Below are 19626 nucleotides of genomic sequence, written 5' to 3' on the forward strand. Positions count from 1 at the left end.
CACACATGCAATGGGAAGTCGTGATCGGGCTGGAGATTCACACCCAGCTCACCACCCGGTCGAAAATCTTTTCCGGTAGTTCCACCACGTTCGGCTCCGAGCCGAACACCCAGGCCAGCCTGATCGACCTTGGCATGCCCGGCGTGCTGCCGGTGCTGAACCAGGAAGCTGTGCGCATGGCGGTGATGTTCGGTCTGGCGATTGACGCCGAGATCGGTCAGCACAACGTGTTCGCCCGTAAAAACTATTTCTACCCGGATCTGCCGAAGGGCTACCAGATCAGCCAGATGGAATTGCCGATCGTCGGCAAGGGTCACCTGGACATTGCGCTGGAAGACGGCACGGTCAAACGCGTCGGCATCACCCGCGCGCACCTGGAAGAAGACGCCGGCAAGAGCCTGCACGAAGAATTCAGCGGTGCCACCGGCATCGACCTGAACCGTGCCGGCACACCGCTGCTGGAAATCGTGTCCGAGCCGGACATGCGCAGCGCCAAGGAAGCCGTGGCCTACGTCAAGGCGATCCACGCGCTGGTACGTTACCTGGGCATCTGCGACGGCAACATGGCCGAAGGCTCGCTGCGTTGCGACTGCAACGTGTCGATCCGTCCGAAAGGCCAGGTTGAATTCGGCACCCGCTGCGAGATCAAGAACGTCAACTCGTTCCGCTTCATCGAGAAGGCGATCAACTCCGAGATCCAGCGTCAGATCGACCTGATCGAAGACGGCGGCAAAGTGATCCAGCAGACCCGTCTGTACGATCCGAACAAGGACGAAACCCGTCCGATGCGCAGCAAAGAGGAAGCCAACGACTACCGTTACTTCCCCGATCCGGACCTGCTGCCGGTGGTCATCGAGGACTCGTTCCTCAACGACGTGCGCGCCACCCTGCCGGAGCTGCCACCGCAGAAACGCGAGCGCTTCCAGAGTGCTTTCGGTCTGTCGGCCTACGACGCCAACGTGCTGGCCACCAGCCGTGAGCAGGCGGACTACTTCGAGAAAGTCGCAGCCATCGGCGGCGACGCCAAACTGGCGGCGAACTGGGTGATGGTCGAGTTGGGCAGCCTGCTCAACAAGCAGAACCTGGACATCGAGGATTCGCCGGTTTCGGCCGAGCAACTGGGCGGCATGCTGCAGCGCATCAAGGACAACACCATCTCCGGCAAGATTGCCAAGGTGGTGTTCGAAGCGATGGCCAACGGCGAAGGCAGCGCAGACGAGATCATCGAAAAACGCGGCCTGAAGCAAGTCACCGACACCGGCGCAATCTCGGCGGTGCTGGACGAAATGCTTGCGGCCAACGCCGAGCAGGTCGAGCAATACCGAGCGGCAGACGAAGCCAAGCGCGGCAAGATGTTCGGCTTCTTCGTCGGTCAGGCCATGAAAGCCTCCAAAGGCAAAGCCAACCCGCAGCAAGTGAACGAACTGCTGAAAAGCAAGCTCGAAGGCTGACGATGGTCCCGCGCCCGAGGATCGTTCCCACGCTCTGCGTGGGAATGCCGCCTCGGACGCTCCGCGTCCATTGCGGTGTGACGCAGAGCGTCACGGGGGTGCATTCCCACGCCGGAGCGTGGGAACGATCACTTGGGAGCTTTTGAATGAAACGTCTGCTCGGCGCCTGCGCCCTGCTCTCTTTGCTGGCCGGCTGCGCCAGCACAGATGTCATCGACCCGCACGGTTACGACCAGACCGGCGTCGCCTCCTATTACGGAGCCAAGCACCACGGTAAACGCACCGCCAGCGGCGAAGCGTTCAACCAGAATTCCCTGACCGCCGCCCACCGCCAGTTGCCCTTCGGCACGCGGGTGAAGGTCACCAACCTGAAAAACGATGAATCCGTCGTGGTCCGCATCAACGACCGCGGCCCGCACACCCGTGGCCGTCTGATCGATGTTTCACGTGCGGCGGCCGAACAGCTCGGTATGCTGCGCAGTGGAACCGCCCGGGTTCGGGTCCAGGCCCTCGACGACTGATGGAGCGTCCACCATTTTCGGACTGACCGACTTACCCCTGATCAGCGTGATCGAATTGCTCAGCGGGCTGTTCCTGCTGATCGCCGGCGCCGAGTTGATGGTGCGCGCCGCCGTGCGCCTGGCCGCGCGCCTGCATGTACGACCGCTGATCATCGGCCTGACGATCGTTGCCCTCGGCAGCAGCGCCCCGCAAATGGCCGTCAGCCTGCAAGCCGTGCAGGCGCACACGCCGGACATCGCCGTCAGCAGCGTGATCGGCAGCAGCATTTTCAACATTCTCGTCACCCTCGGCCTGTCGGCGCTGATCATCCCGCTGCGGGTGTCGCGGCAACTGGTGCGCCTGGACATCCCGTTGATGATCGGCGCTAGCCTGCTGGTGTTCGTGCTGGCGTGGAATGAAGAACTCGGGCGCTTCGACGGCATTCTGTTGCTCGGCGCCCTCGCCCTGTATCTCGGATTACTGCTGCGCCAGTCGCGGCACTCTACCCGCCCGCATTCCGATCAACCGCACGATCCGCAGGCGCCGTGGTTCACCAGCCTGCTGATGATTGTCGGCGGTCTGGGCATGCTGGTGTTCGCCGGACACCTATTGCTGGGTGCGGCTGTGGTCGTCGCCACCGACCTGGGGTTCTCCGAGCGAGTGATCGGTCTGACCGTGGTCGCGGTCGGCACCTCGCTGCCGGAGCTCGCCACCTCGCTGATCGCCGCGCTGCGCGGTCAGCGTGACATCGCAGTGGGCAACGTGATCGGCGCCAACCTGTTCAACCTGCTTGGGGTGCTGGGCCTCACCGCGCTGATCGCGCCGACGCCGCTGTCGGTGTCACCCAACGCACTGGATTTCGACCTGCCGGTGATGCTCGGCGTCGCCGCGCTGTGCCTGCCGGTGTTCTATTCCGGTTATCGCGTGACACGGGCCGAAGGTTTGCTGCTGTTGGGTTTGTATCTGGCGTACGGGCTGCACGTGGTGTCGTTCACCACCGGCATGCCACTGGCCGGCAAGCTTGAACGATTGATGCTGTTTTATGTGCTGCCGACGCTGCTGACGTTTCTGTTTTTTACGTCCGTGCGCGCCTGGCGCCGCCAACACCACAAGAGGGATGTGCCATGACCGAATCGAAGAAATCCGGGGTTGAAGTCCGCCGCCAGGTAATGGGTGACGCGTTTGTCGACCGCGCGCTGGGCAACGCCACCGAGTTCACCCAACCGTTGCAGGATTTCGTCAACGAACACGCCTGGGGCGGCGTGTGGAATCGCGAAGGTTTGCCGCTGAAAACCCGCAGCCTGATCACCCTCGCCGCGCTGACCGCGTTGAAGTGCCCGCAGGAATTGAAGGGCCACGTGCGCGGTGCGTTGAACAATGGCTGCACGGTCGATGAGATCCGCGAAGCGCTGCTGCATTGCGCGGTGTATGCCGGCGTGCCGGCGGCGATCGATGCGTTCCGCGCGGCGCAGGAAGTGATCGACAGTTACCAGAAGCCTGAGTAACCGCCGGCCTCAGATCCACCCGCCCCACTGCAGAAAGAAGATCCCGATGTTGGTGGTGATCGCCGCCATCAACGTGGTCAGCACGATGATCGCTGCCGCCAGCTCATGGTTGCCCTGGGCCGCACGGGCCATGACAAAACTGGCGGCGGCGGTCGGGCTGCCGAAGTACAGGAACAGAATCCCCAGCTCCGCCCCGCGAAAGCCCCACAGCCATGCGCCCAGCGTGGCGATGACCGGCAGGCCGATCATCTTCACCAGACTCGAACTGAGCGCCATGTTGCCGCTCTTGCGCAGCGCCGCCAGCGACAGCGTGCCGCCAATACAGATCAGCGCCAGCGGCAATGTGGTTTGAGCCAGGTATTGGCCGGAGGTTTCCAGCCAGCCCGGCAGACCGATCTTGAAATAAGCGAACGGCGCTGCCGCGATCACGCTGATGATCAACGGATTGCTGACCACGCTTTTGCAGATGCTCCACGGGTCGGACTTGATCACCGGGCTGTAGACCGCGAGCACGATGGTCGACAGGGTGTTGTAGAACAGGATCACCAGCGCTGCGAGAATCGCTCCGAGGGAAATCCCGTAGTCGCCGTACATACTCGCCGCCAGCGCCAGGCCGATCACCCCGTTGTTGCCGCGAAATGCGCCTTGGGTGTAGATGCCACGATCTTCACGCGGGCAGCGGAAAATCGCCCAGCCCCAGGCCACGGCAAAACTGACCAGCGTGGCGAGGGCGAAATAGATCAGCAGCGCCGGTTGCAGTGCCGCGTGCAGGTCGGCATGCAGGATGCCGAGAAACAGCAGCGCCGGCATGGTGACGTTGAACACCAGCGACGATGCCGTGTGGATGAAGTTGTCGTTGATCCAGTCGATGCGCTTGAGCAGCACACCGAGAAACAGCATGGCAAACACCGGCGCGGTGATGTTCAGGGTTTCGAGGAAGATTGCCAGCATGCCGGGGAGCCTTGGAGGTGAGCGTCGTTAGGGGGCTAATGATAAGCCAAAACCTTCAAAAGCCCCTCACCCTAACCCTCTCCCGGAGGGAGAGGAACTGACCGAGCTGTCTTGCGTCATCCATCGACCTGGAAGACCGAGTCGATTATGGATTCGGTAAATCCCTTTCAGGTCGGTGTATTACTGAAATATTCCCGGATCGGCCCCCTCTCCCTACGGGCGGTCCGACGTTTCGGGAGGGCTGGGGTGAGGGCATGGCCAGTGCGGGCACCACCCCCCTCAAGCAGATCAAGTAATCGGCGCCGGATTGAACAACGTAATGTCGTTATGCAGCTTGTGCTTCTCCGCCCACGTCTGCTGCTTGCCGCTCGCCACATCCAGGTAGTAGTGGAACAACTCCCAGCCCAACTCCTCGATGGATGCGCGACCGGTAGCAATCCGCCCGGCATCGATATCGATCAGATCCGGCCAACGCTGAGCCAGCTCCGTACGGGTCGAGACCTTCACCACCGGCGCCATCGCCAACCCATAAGGCGTGCCACGACCGGTAGTGAACACATGCAGATTCATCCCCGCCGCCAGTTGCAACGTACCGCAGACAAAATCACTCGCCGGCGTTGCACAGAAAATCAAACCCTTCTGCTTGAAACGTTCCCCAGGGCCGAGCACGCCGCTGATCGCACTGCTGCCGGACTTCACGATCGAGCCCAAGGACTTCTCGACAATGTTCGACAGCCCGCCCTTCTTGTTGCCCGGCGTGGTGTTGGCGCTGCGATCCGCTTCGCCCTTGGCCAGGTAACGGTCGTACCAGTCCATCTCGCGCACCAGTTCCTCGGCAACGGTTTTGGTCTGGGCCCGTGAGGTCAGCAGGTAGATCGCATCGCGCACTTCGGTGACTTCGGAAAACATCACCGTCGCCCCCGCCCGCAGCAGCAAGTCCGAGGCATAACCCAGCGCCGGGTTGGCAGTGATGCCGGAAAACGCATCGCTGCCGCCGCACTGCATGCCGAGGATCAGCTCGGACGCCGGCACGGTTTCGCGGCGACGCTGGTCGAGTTTCTTCAGGCGGACTTCGGCCAGTTCCATGATCTGCTCGATCATCTCGGTGAAACCGTGACTGGAATCCTGCAAGCGATACAGCCACGGCTCGCTCAGATCCACCGACGCATCGTCCTCGTGCATCACCTGCCCCGCCTGCAATTTCTCGCAGCCCAGGCTGATCACCAGCGCCTCGCCACCGAGGTTCGGGTTGCGCGCCAGATTGCGCACGGTGCGGATCGGGATGTAAGCGTCAGTGGCCGTGATGGCCACGCCGCAACCGTAACTGTGGGTCAGCGCCACCACGTCATCGACGTGCGGGTACTTCGGCAACAGCTCGTCCTTGATCCGCTTCACCGCGTGATCCAGCACCCCGGTGACGCATTGCACGGTGGTGGTGATCCCGAGGATGTTGCGCGTGCCGACGGTGCCGTCGGCGTTGCGATAACCCTCGAACGTGAAGCCTTCCAGCGGTGCCTGCGCGGCCGGCACATCGGTGGACAGCGGCAGGCTGTCCAGCGGCGGCGCGGTCGGCATGCGCAGTTGATCTTCCTTGACCCAACTGCCACGGGGAATCGGCTGCAACGCGTAGCCAATGATCTGGCCGTAGCGAATCACCGTGCCGCCCTCGGGAATGTCCACGAGGCTGACCTTGTGACTCTGCGGTACAAAATCCACCGTCACCAGGCCATCGGCAAATGCGGTGCCGGCCGGCACGCCCTGGTCGTTCACCACTACCACTACGTTGTCCCGCTCGTGCAGGCGGATGTAGCGCGGCGAGTCGGAATGTTCAATCAACTGCATGACGCCGCTCCTCAGGAATGCGCTTGAGACAATTTACCAGCCGCTTCGGAACCACCGTTGGTTGGCGGCTCTTTCAGGACCACACGCTTGATCGGGCCGACGATCACCAGGTAGCTGAACACCGCCACCAGCGCGTTGGCGCCGACGAACACCAGCGCCCATTTGAACGAACCGGTGGAACTGATGATGTAGCCGATGACGATCGGAGTGGTGATCGAGGCGATGTTGCCGAAGGTGTTGAACAGGCCGCCACTCAGACCGGCGATCTGTTTTGGCGAAGTGTCGGACACCACCGCCCAGCCCAGCGCGCCCACGCCTTTGCCGAAGAATGCCAGGGCCATGAAACCGACCACCATCCATTCAACGTCGACATAGTTGCAGGCCACGATGCTGCTCGAAACCAGCAGACCGGCAATGATCGGCGCCTTGCGGGCGAAGGTCAGCGAATGGCCCTTGCGCAGCAGGTAATCGGAAATCACCCCGCCAAGGACGCCGCCGATAAAACCGCAGATCGCTGGCAACGAAGCAATGAAACCGGCCTTGAGGATGGTCATGCCGCGTTCCTGCACCAGGTACACCGGGAACCAGGTCAGGAAGAAATAGGTGATGCCGTTGATGCAGTACTGGCCCAGATACACGCCGAGCATCATGCGGTTGGTCAGCAGCTGGCGGATGTAATCCCATTTCGGGCCGTCTGCCTTTTTGCCTTGTTTCTGGTCCATGTCGACCATGCCGCCGTTGTCGGCGATGAACTTCACTTCCGCTTCGTTGGCCATCGGGTGTTGGCGCGGGCTGTGGATAACCTTCAGCCAGACCAGCGAGAACACGATACCGAGCAGGCCCATGACGATGAACACGTGCTCCCAGCCAAAGGAGAACACGATCCAGCCCATCAGCGGTGCGAACAGCACGGTCGCGAAGTATTGCGCCGAGTTGAAGATCGCCGAAGCGGTACCGCGTTCAGCGGTCGGGAACCAGGCCGCGACGATACGGGCGTTGCCGGGGAACGATGGCGCCTCGGCCAGACCGACCAGGAAGCGCAACATGAACAGCGCGACGATGGCCGTGGACATGCCGAACTCACCGACGAAGCCTTGCAGCACGGTGAACAGCGACCAGGTGAAGATGCTCAGGGCGTAGACTTTTTTCGAGCCGAAGCGATCGAGCAGCCAGCCGCCGGGAATTTGCCCGGCCACGTAGGCCCAACCGAATGCAGAGAAGATGTAGCCGAGGGTGACCGCGTCGATGCCGAGGTCTTTTTGCAAACTGGAACCGGCGATCGCGATGGTGGCGCGGTCGGCGTAGTTGATCGTGGTCACCAAAAACAGCATGAGCAGGATCAAATAGCGGACGTGAGTCGGCTTGGACGATTGCATGTAGATGTACTCCCACTGATTATTTTTATGCGGGTAAAACATTCTTTGGTCTTGTGCCGCGCAGGGCCTCAGGCGAAGGCCCGGCGCGGGTGCAGCGATTTACGAACCGATGTAGCTGGTCTTCACGACCGTGTAGAACTCTTGCGCATAGCGGCCTTGCTCACGTGAGCCATAGGATGAACCCTTACGGCCACCGAACGGAACGTGGTAATCCACACCGGCGGTCGGCAGGTTGACCATCACCATCCCGGCCTGGGAATGACGCTTGAAGTGGTTGGCGTACTTCAGCGACGTAGTAGCGATACCCGCCGACAGACCGAATTCGGTGTCGTTGGCCATGGCCAGTGCAGCCTCGTAATCGGCCACGCGGACGATGTTGGCCACCGGGCCGAAGATCTCTTCGCGGCTGATGCGCATCGACGCTTCGCTGTCGGCAAACAGAGTCGGCGCGAGGAAGTAGCCCTCGGTGTCGCAGGTCACCAGACCACCGCCACTGACTACGCGCGCACCTTCGGACTGACCGATGTCGATGTATTTCAGATCCTGCTCAAGCTGCGCTTGCGAGACCACCGGACCGATGTCGGTACCGGCCTTCAGCGCGTGGCCGACCTTGATCGACTTCATGCGCTCGGCCATGGCCTCGACGAACTTGTCGTGAATCCCGGCGGTAACGATCAGTCGGCTCGAAGCCGTGCAACGCTGGCCGGTGGAGTAGAACGCGCTCTGCACCGACAGCTCGACCGCCTGCTTGAGGTCGGCGTCGTCAAGAATGATCTGCGGGTTCTTGCCGCCCATTTCCAGCTGAACCTTGGCCTGGCGCGACACGCAGTTGACGGCGATCTGACGGCCCACACCGACGGAGCCAGTGAAGCTGATGCCATCGACTTTCGGGCTGTTGACCAGCGCTTCACCGACCACGCGACCGCTGCCCATGACCAGGTTGAACACGCCGGCAGGGAAGCCTGCGCGGGAGATGATTTCAGCCAGGGCCCAGGCGCAACCCGGCACCAGATCCGCCGGTTTCAACACCACGCAGTTGCCGTAGGCCAGGGCCGGGGCGATTTTCCACGAAGGGATGGCAATCGGGAAGTTCCACGGGGTGATCAGGCCGACCACACCGAGCGCTTCGCGAGTGACTTCTACGTTGACGCCCGGGCGCACCGACGGCACGTAGTCGCCGGACAGACGCAGGCATTCACCGGCGAAGAACTTGAAGATGTTGCCGGCGCGGGTCACTTCGCCGATGGCTTCGGGCAGGGTCTTGCCCTCTTCCCGGGCCAGCAGGGTGCCGAGCTCTTCGCGGCGGGCGAGGATTTCAGTGCCGACTTTGTCCAGCGAGTCGTGACGGGCCTGAATGCCCGAGGTCGACCACGCCGGGAACGCGGCGCGGGCGGCGTCGATGGCGGCGTTGACCTGAGCCAGGTCAGCCTTGGCGTAATCGCCGATGGTGTCGCTCAGTTCGGACGGGTTGATGTTCGCCGAGTAATCGTTACCGGCGACCCATTCACCGTTGATGTAGTTGTCATAGCGCTTGGTCACGAATCATTCTCCTGACGCAAAAGGCCGCTGATCGCTCAGCGGCCTTGTTTATAGAGTTGTGTTACTGCGCACCTTGCTTGTCGATCAGCGCGGCGAGCATTTCGTACTCTTCGCCGGTCAGGTCGGTCAGCGGCGCACGCACCGGGCCTGCGTCATAGCCGGCGATCTTGGCGCCTGCCTTGACGATGCTCACGGCGTAACCGGCCTTGCGGTTGCGGATGTCCAGGTACGGCAGGAAGAAGTCGTCGATGATCTTGCCGACGGTGGCGTGATCTTCGCGGGCAATCGCGTGGTAGAAGTCCATCGCGGTTTTCGGGATGAAGTTGAACACCGCCGACGAGTAGACCGGCACGCCCAGGGCCTTGTAGGCAGCGGCATAGACTTCGGCGGTCGGCAGACCACCGAGATAGCTGAAGCGATCGCCAAGGCGACGACGGATCGACACCATCAGTTCGATATCGCCCAGACCGTCCTTGTAACCGATCAGGTTCGGGCAGCGTTCGGCCAGACGCTCCAGCAGCGGCGCGGTCAGGCGGCAGACGTTGCGGTTGTAGACGACCACACCGATGTTCACCGATTTGCACACTGCTTCAACGTGGGCGGCAACGCCGTCCTGGCTGGCTTCGGTCAGATAGTGCGGCAGCAGCAACAGGCCCTTGGCGCCCAGACGCTCGGCTTCCTGAGCGTATTCGATGGCCTGGCGGGTCGAACCACCGACACCGGCGAGGATCGGCACGCTGCTGGCGCAGGTGTCGACGGCAGTCTTGATGATTTCCGAGTATTCGCTGGCAGCCAGAGAGAAGAATTCACCGGTGCCACCGGCGGCGAACAGGGCTGAAGCACCGTACGGGGCCAGCCATTCCAGGCGTTTGATGTAGCCAGCGCGGTTGAAATCGCCCTGGGCATTGAAATCGGTCACCGGGAACGACAGCAGGCCGGCGGAGAGGATGGACTTCAGTTCTTGTGGATTCATTATTCGAACACCCTGGTAGCAACGTTTTTTGTGAGTGGACCATTCAGCCTTCGCCGAAGTTGTAGGTCATCGTACAACTTAAAAGATAACCGTCAACTGCATTTCATCGCTGGAGGGCATTTTTTGTCAGACAAGATTTCTTTTTGACGTAGGAGATTTCTCGACTAGGCTCGATTTAACTGTATATGCATACAGTTAAATAGAAACCCACCGACGACATATCAAGGAGAAAGAAATGTCCGGTCAACTAACAAAATGCCTTGAAAAACCCACACCGGTCATCGCCCGTTTCGATGACCTTTTCACCCCCGGCGGCATCGCCTTCAGTGCCGAAAATCCGCATCTGTTGCTGCACATCGCCGACTCGCACAGCGATGTCGAACCCGTGACCGCCCTGACCGCTCAAGCCTTGAAAGGCAAACCGCAGTTACGCTTCGAGGGCGCGGAACACACGGCTATCGGCGATAACACCCGGCTGCGCTTTATTGAAAATGCCGAGCCGGTGCTCGCGCAAAATGTTCCGCTGCATCTGCCGAACGGGTTGGCGCTGACCTACGGCCAGATGCTGGCGCTGGGTGGTGATTTCTATGGAATCGTCGACCGTCCGATCAACGAAGGATCGACCCCGGCCGATCGCCTTCAGCGCTTCACGGCGGCCTTCGACAGCCTCGCCGCGCTGACGGCCTCGAAGACCGAGGCGACGCAAATTCTCGCAATCATGCAAAAGGAGATCGACGCGGTTAAACAGGCCATCAAGGATGGCAAGCAACCTCATGAGGCCTACGACGCGTTAGGAGATACGTTGTCGGAAGAGTGGAACAAAATCACCGGCGGCGGCAGTTTCGTTTCGGCACTGTTCCCGCTCGGTCGCTACCTGAAACTGGCCGCGAACAACGCCGACCACTTCGGCGAATGGGCTCGCCAAGCCTACATCGCCGGCCACACCGCCGCCCTGCAAACCGCCGCTGCGGCCCACGCCAGTCAGGACGAACTGCAACTGGAACGGGCCTACGCGATGAACGCATTCGCCGACCACTACCTCACCGACCTGTTCTCCTCCGGGCATTTGCGAGTGCCGCGCAAAGCCATGGCCGCCGCCGTGACGCCGAGCGACCTGGGTTCACTCATCACTCGCTTCATGCACGACGAAGACAGCAAGTTCGGGCTCAAGGTGCGCAACGGCCATGGCGAGCAATGGCGGGCGTTCGGTGACAAGCGCTACTTCGACGCCACGGATGCCGACAACCGAAATCAGGTGAATCAGGCGGTGCAGGATTCGGCGGACGAGGTGTATGCCGCGTATTCCAGCGGCAATGTGCCGACCACCTTCAACGCGCTGCAACGGCTGCCGGATCTGACGGCCGTGCTGGATCCGGCCAACAACTTCTCGCCACTGTTCCGCCTTCAAGGCAACAAAGTGCTGCGGCGCAAGGACGTCAACAACCTCAACGACACCGCCACCGTCGACGACTGGTGGGGCTGGAGCACTTACCTGCTGCTCAAGGACTATCACCCGACCGGTAACACGAATTAAGGAGCGATTCGATGACGATCAAATTGAAACTGGAACTGGCCTCGGGCCAATCTTTGGAAGGTGCGCCGCTGCAATTGCTGCGTGACGGCATGGCCATCGCCCGGTCTTCGGTGGATGCTCAGGGCCAGGCGACGTTCGACGTCAGGCCCGGCCCGGGCAAACTCGCGGTCAGGGTGGATCGTTCGATTCTGCCCCAGAGTTGAAATGCCCGGACAAGATTGCCCCGGCGCGCCTCACCGATTCGCCGGGTAAAGTGCGACGACTGCCGCGAAGGATCGCGGCAGATCTTTCAAGGAGAACAAAGCATGACGTTTGCCGCTGCACACCTTCCGCAATTCCCCGATCACGCCAGCGATTCGATCATCCTGCGGCTGTCGACGCTGGATGACGACCTGATCGTTCAGGTACCCGATGGCCAGAACACACCGCCGAACTGGGACGTGTACCCGATCCTCGGCGATGATCCGGAAGAGCCTGAATGGCAGGGTTTGTCGGAGCCGACCGGCGTCTGGGATGACGCACTGGATGACATGGTCGGCATGACGGGAATTGAACTGAGCATCCCGAGATTCGAGCTGGAAAAGTACCTGAACTGTACCGTTGAGCTGCGCTACAAGTTCGCCGATGAGGCCAGTCTGGAGCCCTGTTCGGAGCCGTTGAAACTCTACATCGAAGCCTGATCGTGACGCGCGGCGGAATCAATTACGACCGTTTGTCGCCACTGTCATTTCTGACAGTGGCGCTCCGCCCCTCAAGAACGCTCAACTTACGGAGTAAAAAACGATTGCACTTACCCCTACCAGGAGAGTTTGTCATGCAAAAACTTGCCGCAGCAGAAGCACCTCAGGCGCCGAATGGAGTGCTGGACACCCAGAAACTGAGTGATGCTTTTCTCCTCGATTTCTTTTATGAAGAGAAAGCAGCAAACCAACAGATCGACATAACAATTGAAGTTAAGCCTGACCGTTTTAGCATCCCTATAGAAAAGCACGCTAGATTTACGACGTTCATAGCCGAAAAGGAACAGTTCTCTCTGGGTTCAAAAAGCCTGTTCGACTATCAATTCAAAAATGGGTCCGCAGTTATCCACTTCATCGCAACAATAAACGGAACTCCACAACCGTCAGACACGTTAGAGCTGTCTATCGTCGACACCATATGACGTTTTCCCGCCCCTTCGGAGTTCAACCCTGCGCCTGCGCCTCTTCATGGGCCTGACGCAGCCGTTCGCGGCTGTTGGTCAGGTGCAGGCGCATGGCCGCGCGGGCGGCATCGGAATCCTGACGGGCGATGGCGTCGTAGATTTCCTCGTGCTCGCGACTCAGGCGACTCATGTAGTGCTGCTGATCGTCATGGGCCAGGCGCGCCGAGTTCAGCCGCGTGCGCGGAATGATGCTGGTGCCCAGGTGGGTCATGATGTCGGTGAAGTAGCGGTTGCCAGTGGACAATTACCTGAACCGTACCGTTGAGCTGCGCTAAAAGTTTGCAGACGAGGCCAGTCTTGAGCCTCGTTGGGAGCCGTTGAGACTGTACATCGAGTCCTGATCTTGCTCCTTCGAGTCCTTCCCAAAATAGAGCCATCTACTACCGCTTGTCGCCACTGTCATTTCTGACAGGTGCAAATGCTTGGCGGGTTCAGGCTTACTGACTTGGGAGTTAACGAACCGGCTCCATCAGCGCAACACCATGGTTTGCGTTCTTACACGGTTCAAATGGATGTGAAAGGAGTTTGATCATGACTGCACAAGTCAAAACCTGGGCGGCACCTGGTCTCGAGGAATCCGAGAATGGTGTACTCCACGTTGGCAAACTGAAAGAAGACGCGCACGGTGTTGTACCGCCTAACCAGCAGGCCGCTGCTGGCGACACGATTACTATGCACGTAAAGACATCGACCGGTAACAAATGGGACAAGTCCCGTTTACTGACCGCAGCCGAGGTGGGAAAGCCAGTTATTTACAAGATTCCCAAAGCTGTTTTTGAGGAAGGATTGGTGACGGATGCCAGTGCCGATCTGGATTACAGAATCACCAAAAACGGCGGCGCCCCTCAGCAATCCCCAACGCTGAGAGTCAAACTCGTTCGTTAAGCAACAATCACCCCTGCGCCTGCGCCTCTTCATGCGCCTGACGCAGCCGTTCGCGGCTGTTGGTCAGGTGCAGGCGCATGGCCGCGCGGGCGGCATCGGAATCCTGGCGGGCGATGGCGTCGTAGATTTCCTCGTGCTCGCGGCTCAGGCGATTCATGTAGTGCTGCTGATCGTCATGAGCCAGGCGCGCCGAGTTCAGGCGAGTGCGCGGAATGATGCTGGTGCCCAGGTGGGTCATGATGTCGGTGAAGTAGCGGTTACCGGTGGACAGCGCGATTTGCAGGTGGAACTGGAAGTCCGAGGCAACGGCATCGCTGGCGTGGGCGACACTTTCATTCAGCGCATCGAGGGCGGCGCGCATGGCGGCCAGTTGTTCGGCGCTGCGCCGTTGTGCGGCGAGGCCGGCGGATTCGACTTCAAGGCTGATACGCAATTCGAGAATGGCCAGCACATCACGCAGGGTAACCACCGTCGCAGGGTCGATCCGGAAGCCGCTCGGGCTCGGGGTGTCGAGCACGAAGGTGCCGATGCCATGACGGGTTTCCACCTGCCCCGCCGCCTGCAAACGGGAAATCGCCTCGCGCACCACGGTGCGGCTGACGCCATGGGCTTCCATGATCGCCGACTCGGTGGGCAACTTGTCGCCGCGCTTGAGCAGACCGTCGCGGATCTGCTCGGTCAGCACCGTCACCAGTTCCTGAGCCAGGCTGCGGCGCTTGCGGGGGAAGCGCGGGGTGTCGATCGGGTTTTCCATGATCTGCGTTTGTCTCGAAAAATCGGCTTGAGGGGCATCATAGCGCAAGCGGGTTGTACGATCACTCAGTGCATCATTCTGTGGGAGCGAGCTTGCTCGCTCCCACAGGATGATGTGTTATCAGGCCGTGACGGTCTGTTCCACCAAGTGCCCGCCATCGATCCGCACATGCCGTGGATGGAAACGCTTGAGGCTGCTGCGATGGCCGACGCTGACGATGCTCAGGCCCGGCAACTGGTCGATCAACGCCTGATACAGCGTGGCTTCGTCTTCTTCATCCATCGCCGACGTCGCTTCGTCCATGTACAGCCATTGCGGTGCGTAGAGCAGCGCGCGGGCAAAGGCCAGACGTTGCTGTTCACCCGGCGAGAGCATGCGCTGCCAGTGATTGGCCTCGTCCAGTCGAGCCACCAGATGCGGCAGACGGCAGGTTTCCAGCACTTGTGCATAACACTCGGGCGCGTAGGTGTCGCCCGGTTGTGGATAACTCAAGGCGTCGCGCAGGGTGCCGATCGGCAGATACGGTTTCTGTGGCAAGAACAGATAACGCGAAGCCGGCAATCGAATACTGCCGTGCCCGGCCGGCCACAAATGGCCCATCGCCCGCAGCAGCGTGGATTTACCGCTGCCGGAGCGGCCACTGAGCATCACCCGCTCGCCCTGCTCCACGGTCATGTCTGCACTGGTCAGCAGGTGACGACCGTCAGCCAGATCGAGGCCCAGGTTATGAACCTTCAGCTCATTGCCCTGATTCTGCACATCAATGGCCGGTGCGCGTTCTTCGTTGTCGGTCATCGCCTGACGGAAGCTCAGCAGACGATCACATGTGGCGCGCCACGCGGCGAGATCCGAATACGCGTTGATGAACCAGCTGAAGTTCTCCTGCACGTTGCCGAATGCCGAGTTGATCTGCATCAGCTCACCCAGCTCGATCTTGCCGGTCAGGTAACGCGGTGCCGCAACGATGAACGGGAAGATGATTGCGATCTGGCCGTAACCGGAGGTGAAGAACGTCAGGCGCTTGGACACCCGCATGATGTCCCAGAAGTTGTGCCAAACCAGCCCAAAGCGGTTGCTCAGGCGACGATTCTCGTTCGGCTCGCCGTTGTACAGCGCAATGCTCTCGGCGTTCTCACGTACCCGCACCATGGAGAAGCGCAGGTCAGCCTCGAAGCGTTGTTGTTGGTTGTTCAGGCCGATCAGGCGTCGACCGATCAGGTGCGTCAACCAGCTGCCGACCGCCGCATACAGCAGCGCACACCAGAACATGTAGCCGGGAATCTCGATGCCGAACACCTCGATGCTGCCGGACACGCCCCAGAGAATGATCGAGAACGACACCAGGCTGACCACCGTGCGGATCAGGCCCAACGCGAGACTCAAGGTGTTGCTGGTGAAGGTGTTGAGGTCTTCGGAAATCCGCTGGTCAGGGTTGTCGGTGTAACCGCCCTGCTCCAGCTGGTAATAGTTTTTGTGCCCGAGCCAGCGCTTGAAATGGTTCTCGGTGAGCCATGCCCGCCAGCGGATGGTCAGCATCTGCGTCAGGTACAGGCGATACACGGCGCCGAGGATTGCCACCGCCGCAATGCCGCAGAAATACAGGATCAACTGCCAGAATGCCGCCTCATCCTTCTTTTGCAGGGCGTTATAGAAATCCTTGTACCAACTGTTGATCCACACCGAGATCGCCACGCTGAACAACGTCAGCGCGATCACGGCGATCAGCAACGTCCAGGCCTTGCCCTTCTCTTCGCTGCGCCAGTAAGGCGTGGTCATGGCCCACACCTTGCGAAAAAACTGCCCGCGCACAGTATCGTTGACCGCGGAATATTCAGCGTTCTGATTCATGGAAAAGGCTCGATAAAGAAAAGAACAGACACGCACCGATCATAGATGATCGGTGCGCTTTATCGCGAGGGCTGGCGATGGTCGTTCAGCGCAGGTTCAGCGACGAACCGGGCGCTTCTGCAATTTGCGCTGCAGGGTGCGGCGGTGCATGCCCAGGGCGCGGGCCGTGGCGGAGATGTTGCCTTCGTGCTCGGTCAGCACGCGCTGGATGTGCTCCCATTGCAGGCGATCCACCGACATCGGGTTTTCCGGCACCAGGCTGTCGAGGTCGGCGTGTTCGGACAGCAGCGCTGCCAGCACATCGTCGGCGTCGGCCGGTTTGCACAGGTAATTGCAGGCGCCGCGCTTGATCGCTTCAACCGCGGTGGCAATGCTCGAGTAACCGGTGAGGATCACCACGCGCATTTCCGGGTCCAGCTCCAGCAGCTTCGGCAGCAGGACCAGACCGGAGTCGCCGTCCATTTTCAGGTCCAGCGCGGCGTAGTCCGGCAGATCGGCCTGGGCGATGGTCAGGCCTTCTTCGGCGGAACCGGCGGTGCTGACGCGGAAACCACGGCGGGCCATGGCACGGGCCATCACCCGGGTGAAGGTCGCGTCGTCATCGACCAGCAGCAAATGCGGCAGTTCTTCGCCTTCGACTTGGATTTCGTCACTCATGTTGCTCTCCTCGGGCGCCGTGGGGCAGGCGCAGCTCGGTGAGCGTGCCGCCTTCCTCATGACTATAGAGTTTCACTGAGCCGCCGGCGCGTGTCACGCTGGCCTTGCTCAAAAACAGGCCCAGGCCGAAACCTTTGCCCTTGGTGGTAAAAAACGGTTTGCCGATCTGCTCGGCGATGGCCAGCGGCACACCGGCGCCATGGTCGCGAATGCTGATGGTCAGGTCTTCGGCGGTCCAGTCCAGGGTCACCTGAAGGTTTTCCGGGCAGGCGTCGGCGGCGTTGTTCAACAGATTCAACAGGGCCTGGGTCAGATCCGGCGGCGGCGCTACACGCGGCAACGGGCCCTGCCCCAGACGCTGGAAGCGATAACTGGCCTCCGGGCGCATCAGGTGCCAGCGATTGAGCGCCTCGTCGAGCCACTCGGTAACGTCCTGCATCTCCACCGCCATCCGGCGATTGGCCTCGGCGGCGCGCACCAGTTGTTGCAGAGTCTCCTTGCAGAGCTTCACCTGATCCTTCAACACCTTCAGGTCTTCCTGCAGCATTGGATCGGGGTGATCCTGCTGCATTTCGTTGAGCAACACGCTCATGGTCGCCAATGGCGTGCCCAGCTCATGGGCGGCACCGGCAGCCTGAGTCGCGACGGCCAGCAATTGCTGATCGCGCAGGCCTTCTTCCCGGCGGATCGCGCGCAATTCTTCCTGCCGCCGCAGCTCTTCAGCCATCCGCGCGGCGAAAAACGTAATCACCGCTGCTGCAAGAGCGAAGCTCAGCCACATGCCGTAGATCTGCAGGTTCTCCCGGGCCACCGGCAGGGTTTCCAGCGGATAGAAGTGCGTCAGCATCAATGTGTACAAGGCCAGCGCAATACCGGACAGCACCACCGAATACCGCCATGGCAGCGTCACCGCAGCGATGGTCAGCGGCACCAGATAATACGAAACGAACGGGTTGGTCGAACCACCGGAGAAATACAGCAAGGCACTGTGAATAACCAGGTCGCAGGCCAGTTGCAACGCATATTCGAGCTCGGTGACCGGCCACGAAGTGCGCAGGCGCACGGCGGTGAACACACACAGCAGAATCGAACAGCCGAGGGTCATCACCAGTTGCACCCACGGCAACGGCAACAGATCCAGCCAGTAGGCCAGGCCCACGGAGCCGGCCTGCGCGGCGAGCACCAGGGTGCGGATGAAAGTCAGCCGCCAGAGGTTCTGGCGAGTGGCGGAAGTCAGTTGTACGGGGGCGAGCATGAGCTCTCCTGATGAGCGCTCCAGGCGGATCGCACGGAGTATAACCAAGGCGCGGGCTTGAGAGGCGAAAGTGCGGCAAACGACCACATGGCAAAAAGCGTCGCGGCGGCTATAAGGCCCATCTGTATAGAAGTTGTAACTGGGCGAACCGGATCATAAAAGCTAGAGTCTGATGGTTTCACGCAGGCCCCCGAACCACCACCTGCGCCCTCATCAAGGAGCTTTCATGCACACATTTCGCCGCAGCGCCGCCCTTCTCGCCCTGACCGTCGGCAGCATCGCCAGCCTTCCGGCCCTGGCCGCCGATGAGCTGCACTACAACCAGATTTCCCTGCGCGCCGAAGTCAGCCAGGAAGTGGCCCGCGACCTGATGATCGTGACCCTCTACACCGAAGAACAGAACACCGACCCAGCCAAACTCGCCGCCGACGTCAGCACCACCATGAACAAGGCCCTGGCCCAGGCCAAGCAGGTCAAAGACATCACCCTGCGCCAGGGCAGCCGCAACAGCTACCCGATCTACGACACCAAGGGCCAGAAAATCACCGGCTGGCGCGAACGCGCCGAACTGCGCCTGGAAAGCGCCGACTTCGCCGCCCTGTCCAAACTCACTGGCGAGCTGCTGACCGACCTGAAAATGGGCGGCATGGACTTCGCCATCGCCGACCCGACCCGCAAGGCCAGCGAGGACCAACTGCTGAAAGAAGCCGTCACCGCCTTCAAGGCCCGCGCCCAACTGGCCACCGACGCCCTGGGCGGCAAGGGTTACAAAATCGTCAGCCTGAACCTCAACAGCAACGGCTTCCCACAACCGTACATGCGCGCCCCGATGATGATGAAAGCCGCCGGCATGGACGCAGCACCGGTCACGCCTGAAGTCGAAGCCGGCACCAGCCAGGTCAGCCTGACTGCTGACGGCTCGATTGAAGTGTTGATGCAGTGATTGAGTGACGGCTGAATGAAAAACCGGCGATCAGTGATGATCGCCGGTTTTTTTTATACCTGGGATTTGTGTTGTCAGGTTTGCGGATCAACCCGGTCCAGCGCGCGGTTCACTGCGAGCTCGGCCAGCATGATGATCTGCTGGATGCCGAGCGCCGTACTGCGCTGCGGGCCCGAAAGCTCATTGGCGAAATTGCTGGCGATGGTTCTGGCCGACGCCAGGGATTCGCAGGCATTGGCCAGCAGGCTTTCGGTGTCGACGTTGGGTGTGACCATGTACATCGTGCTCGGGCGCGGTTTGGAAGGGTTGGGGCACAGGTAATAGTCGAGGGCGCGTTTGATGGCTTCGCGGTTGCGGGCGAGGTCTTCGGCGCGCATGGCTTCTTCGAGTGGGGTGGGTGATTCGAGG

At 60.9% G+C, this 19626-nt stretch carries 20 protein-coding genes and 1 pseudogene; 10 read left to right on the forward strand and 11 right to left on the reverse strand.

The annotated features are described in order from the left end of the window. The first annotated feature begins 5 nt into the window (after nucleotides 1–5). From gatB to AC07XZ_RS17875, 4 genes are all read left to right on the forward strand, one after another. A complete protein-coding gene (gene gatB, locus AC07XZ_RS17860) occupies nucleotides 6–1451 on the forward strand; it encodes an Asp-tRNA(Asn)/Glu-tRNA(Gln) amidotransferase subunit GatB (protein WP_102686864.1) in 1446 nt (481 codons plus the stop codon). A 146-nt stretch (nucleotides 1452–1597) separates the two neighbouring features. Next, complete coding sequence (locus tag AC07XZ_RS17865; protein WP_011332454.1) at nucleotides 1598–1972, forward strand: septal ring lytic transglycosylase RlpA family protein; 375 nt, start codon at nucleotides 1598–1600, stop codon at nucleotides 1970–1972. A 46-nt stretch (nucleotides 1973–2018) separates the two neighbouring features. Beyond that, a complete protein-coding gene (locus AC07XZ_RS17870) occupies nucleotides 2019–3080 on the forward strand; it encodes a calcium/sodium antiporter (protein WP_085746915.1) in 1062 nt (353 codons plus the stop codon). Then, entirely contained in the window at nucleotides 3077–3457 is a 381-nt protein-coding gene (locus tag AC07XZ_RS17875; RefSeq protein WP_011332452.1) for a carboxymuconolactone decarboxylase family protein, read from the forward strand. Before AC07XZ_RS17870 ends, AC07XZ_RS17875 begins: the two co-directional genes overlap by 4 nt. 9 nt (nucleotides 3458–3466) lie before the next feature. Here the strand turns inward: AC07XZ_RS17875 and AC07XZ_RS17880 are convergent, their stop codons facing one another. From AC07XZ_RS17880 to kdgD, 5 genes are all read right to left on the reverse strand, one after another. Beyond that, entirely contained in the window at nucleotides 3467–4408 is a 942-nt protein-coding gene (locus AC07XZ_RS17880; protein ID WP_085702465.1) for an AEC family transporter, read from the reverse strand. A gap of 288 nt (nucleotides 4409–4696) precedes the next feature. Further along, nucleotides 4697–6250: a galactarate dehydratase gene (gene garD, locus AC07XZ_RS17885; RefSeq protein ID WP_007953621.1), complete on the reverse strand. Its 1554-nt coding sequence runs from the start codon at nucleotides 6248–6250 to the stop codon at nucleotides 4697–4699. A gap of 11 nt (nucleotides 6251–6261) precedes the next feature. Continuing rightward, nucleotides 6262–7626 carry an MFS transporter gene (locus AC07XZ_RS17890; RefSeq protein ID WP_085608178.1) on the reverse strand — a complete coding sequence of 455 codons (1365 nt, stop codon included), beginning with the start codon at nucleotides 7624–7626 and terminating at the stop codon, nucleotides 6262–6264. Between the two features lie 99 nt (nucleotides 7627–7725). Beyond that, nucleotides 7726–9165, reverse strand: coding sequence for an aldehyde dehydrogenase family protein (locus tag AC07XZ_RS17895; protein ID WP_085746913.1), 1440 nt, complete (start codon nucleotides 9163–9165; stop codon nucleotides 7726–7728). A gap of 61 nt (nucleotides 9166–9226) precedes the next feature. Next, on the reverse strand, nucleotides 9227–10138 hold the full coding sequence (gene kdgD, locus AC07XZ_RS17900; protein WP_011332448.1) for a 5-dehydro-4-deoxyglucarate dehydratase: 912 nt from the start codon (nucleotides 10136–10138) through the stop codon (nucleotides 9227–9229). A 235-nt stretch (nucleotides 10139–10373) separates the two neighbouring features. Between kdgD and AC07XZ_RS17905 the strand changes: the two genes are divergently transcribed. The 4 genes from AC07XZ_RS17905 to AC07XZ_RS17920 all read left to right on the forward strand — a co-directional run bounded on the left by AC07XZ_RS17905 (nucleotide 10374) and on the right by AC07XZ_RS17920 (nucleotide 12834). Next, nucleotides 10374–11672, forward strand: coding sequence for a phospholipase (locus AC07XZ_RS17905; protein WP_102686863.1), 1299 nt, complete (start codon nucleotides 10374–10376; stop codon nucleotides 11670–11672). 11 nt (nucleotides 11673–11683) lie between these two features. After that, nucleotides 11684–11875: a hypothetical protein gene (locus tag AC07XZ_RS17910; protein ID WP_102686862.1), complete on the forward strand. Its 192-nt coding sequence runs from the start codon at nucleotides 11684–11686 to the stop codon at nucleotides 11873–11875. 102 nt (nucleotides 11876–11977) lie between these two features. Beyond that, complete coding sequence (locus AC07XZ_RS17915; RefSeq protein WP_102686861.1) at nucleotides 11978–12352, forward strand: hypothetical protein; 375 nt, start codon at nucleotides 11978–11980, stop codon at nucleotides 12350–12352. 134 nt (nucleotides 12353–12486) lie between these two features. Then, complete coding sequence (locus tag AC07XZ_RS17920; protein WP_102686860.1) at nucleotides 12487–12834, forward strand: hypothetical protein; 348 nt, start codon at nucleotides 12487–12489, stop codon at nucleotides 12832–12834. A 22-nt stretch (nucleotides 12835–12856) separates the two neighbouring features. Here AC07XZ_RS17920 and AC07XZ_RS17925 read toward each other — a convergent pair. Further along, nucleotides 12857–13120, reverse strand: a pseudogene (locus AC07XZ_RS17925) (FadR/GntR family transcriptional regulator); the annotation flags it as partial. Nucleotides 13121–13407: 287 nt separating this feature from the next. Between AC07XZ_RS17925 and AC07XZ_RS17930 the strand changes: the two are divergent. Continuing rightward, nucleotides 13408–13761 (forward strand): hypothetical protein, encoded by a 354-nt coding sequence (locus tag AC07XZ_RS17930; RefSeq protein WP_102686859.1) that lies wholly within the window; start codon nucleotides 13408–13410, stop codon nucleotides 13759–13761. A 7-nt stretch (nucleotides 13762–13768) separates the two neighbouring features. Here AC07XZ_RS17930 and AC07XZ_RS17935 read toward each other — a convergent pair whose 3' ends face one another. The 4 genes from AC07XZ_RS17935 to AC07XZ_RS17950 form a co-directional block, all read right to left on the reverse strand. Next, nucleotides 13769–14515 carry a FadR/GntR family transcriptional regulator gene (locus tag AC07XZ_RS17935; protein ID WP_102686858.1) on the reverse strand — a complete coding sequence of 249 codons (747 nt, stop codon included), beginning with the start codon at nucleotides 14513–14515 and terminating at the stop codon, nucleotides 13769–13771. Between the two features lie 120 nt (nucleotides 14516–14635). After that, nucleotides 14636–16363 carry an ABC transporter ATP-binding protein/permease gene (locus AC07XZ_RS17940; protein WP_102686857.1) on the reverse strand — a complete coding sequence of 576 codons (1728 nt, stop codon included), beginning with the start codon at nucleotides 16361–16363 and terminating at the stop codon, nucleotides 14636–14638. Between the two features lie 96 nt (nucleotides 16364–16459). Further along, nucleotides 16460–17020, reverse strand: coding sequence for a response regulator transcription factor (locus tag AC07XZ_RS17945; RefSeq protein ID WP_003221630.1), 561 nt, complete (start codon nucleotides 17018–17020; stop codon nucleotides 16460–16462). Further along, complete coding sequence (locus tag AC07XZ_RS17950; protein ID WP_064593366.1) at nucleotides 17013–18275, reverse strand: ATP-binding protein; 1263 nt, start codon at nucleotides 18273–18275, stop codon at nucleotides 17013–17015. The genes AC07XZ_RS17945 and AC07XZ_RS17950 overlap by 8 nt, the downstream gene beginning before the upstream one ends. 226 nt (nucleotides 18276–18501) lie before the next feature. Here AC07XZ_RS17950 and AC07XZ_RS17955 point away from each other — a divergent pair, with 226 nt between their 5' ends. Further along, nucleotides 18502–19218, forward strand: a complete 717-nt coding sequence (locus tag AC07XZ_RS17955) for an SIMPL domain-containing protein (RefSeq protein ID WP_102686856.1) — start codon at nucleotides 18502–18504, stop codon at nucleotides 19216–19218. A 74-nt stretch (nucleotides 19219–19292) separates the two neighbouring features. On the opposite strand, the gene AC07XZ_RS17960 is transcribed toward AC07XZ_RS17955, so the two are convergent. Next, nucleotides 19293–19626, reverse strand: a 334-nt coding sequence (locus tag AC07XZ_RS17960; RefSeq protein ID WP_102686855.1) for a DUF6124 family protein, incomplete at its 5' end; no start/stop codon positions are given.

This window comes from Pseudomonas sp. GW458-11-26-14-LB4 (assembly GCF_059423925.1).

Coding starts and splice junctions, on each gene's coding strand:
- AC07XZ_RS17915 (WP_102686861.1), top strand. CDS start 11,978: ATGACGTTTGCCGCTGCACACCTTCCGCAATTCCCCGATCACGCCAGC.
- AC07XZ_RS17920 (WP_102686860.1), top strand. CDS start 12,487: ATGCAAAAACTTGCCGCAGCAGAAGCACCTCAGGCGCCGAATGGAGTG.
- gatB (WP_102686864.1), top strand. CDS start 6: ATGCAATGGGAAGTCGTGATCGGGCTGGAGATTCACACCCAGCTCACC.
- AC07XZ_RS17935 (WP_102686858.1), bottom strand. CDS start 14,515: ATGGAAAACCCGATCGACACCCCGCGCTTCCCCCGCAAGCGCCGCAGC.
- AC07XZ_RS17930 (WP_102686859.1), top strand. CDS start 13,408: ATGACTGCACAAGTCAAAACCTGGGCGGCACCTGGTCTCGAGGAATCC.
- AC07XZ_RS17890 (WP_085608178.1), bottom strand. CDS start 7,626: ATGCAATCGTCCAAGCCGACTCACGTCCGCTATTTGATCCTGCTCATG.
- AC07XZ_RS17865 (WP_011332454.1), top strand. CDS start 1,598: ATGAAACGTCTGCTCGGCGCCTGCGCCCTGCTCTCTTTGCTGGCCGGC.
- kdgD (WP_011332448.1), bottom strand. CDS start 10,138: ATGAATCCACAAGAACTGAAGTCCATCCTCTCCGCCGGCCTGCTGTCG.
- AC07XZ_RS17945 (WP_003221630.1), bottom strand. CDS start 17,020: ATGAGTGACGAAATCCAAGTCGAAGGCGAAGAACTGCCGCATTTGCTG.
- AC07XZ_RS17875 (WP_011332452.1), top strand. CDS start 3,077: ATGACCGAATCGAAGAAATCCGGGGTTGAAGTCCGCCGCCAGGTAATG.
- AC07XZ_RS17955 (WP_102686856.1), top strand. CDS start 18,502: ATGCACACATTTCGCCGCAGCGCCGCCCTTCTCGCCCTGACCGTCGGC.
- AC07XZ_RS17940 (WP_102686857.1), bottom strand. CDS start 16,363: ATGAATCAGAACGCTGAATATTCCGCGGTCAACGATACTGTGCGCGGG.
- AC07XZ_RS17950 (WP_064593366.1), bottom strand. CDS start 18,275: ATGCTCGCCCCCGTACAACTGACTTCCGCCACTCGCCAGAACCTCTGG.
- AC07XZ_RS17880 (WP_085702465.1), bottom strand. CDS start 4,408: ATGCTGGCAATCTTCCTCGAAACCCTGAACATCACCGCGCCGGTGTTT.
- AC07XZ_RS17905 (WP_102686863.1), top strand. CDS start 10,374: ATGTCCGGTCAACTAACAAAATGCCTTGAAAAACCCACACCGGTCATC.
- garD (WP_007953621.1), bottom strand. CDS start 6,250: ATGCAGTTGATTGAACATTCCGACTCGCCGCGCTACATCCGCCTGCAC.
- AC07XZ_RS17910 (WP_102686862.1), top strand. CDS start 11,684: ATGACGATCAAATTGAAACTGGAACTGGCCTCGGGCCAATCTTTGGAA.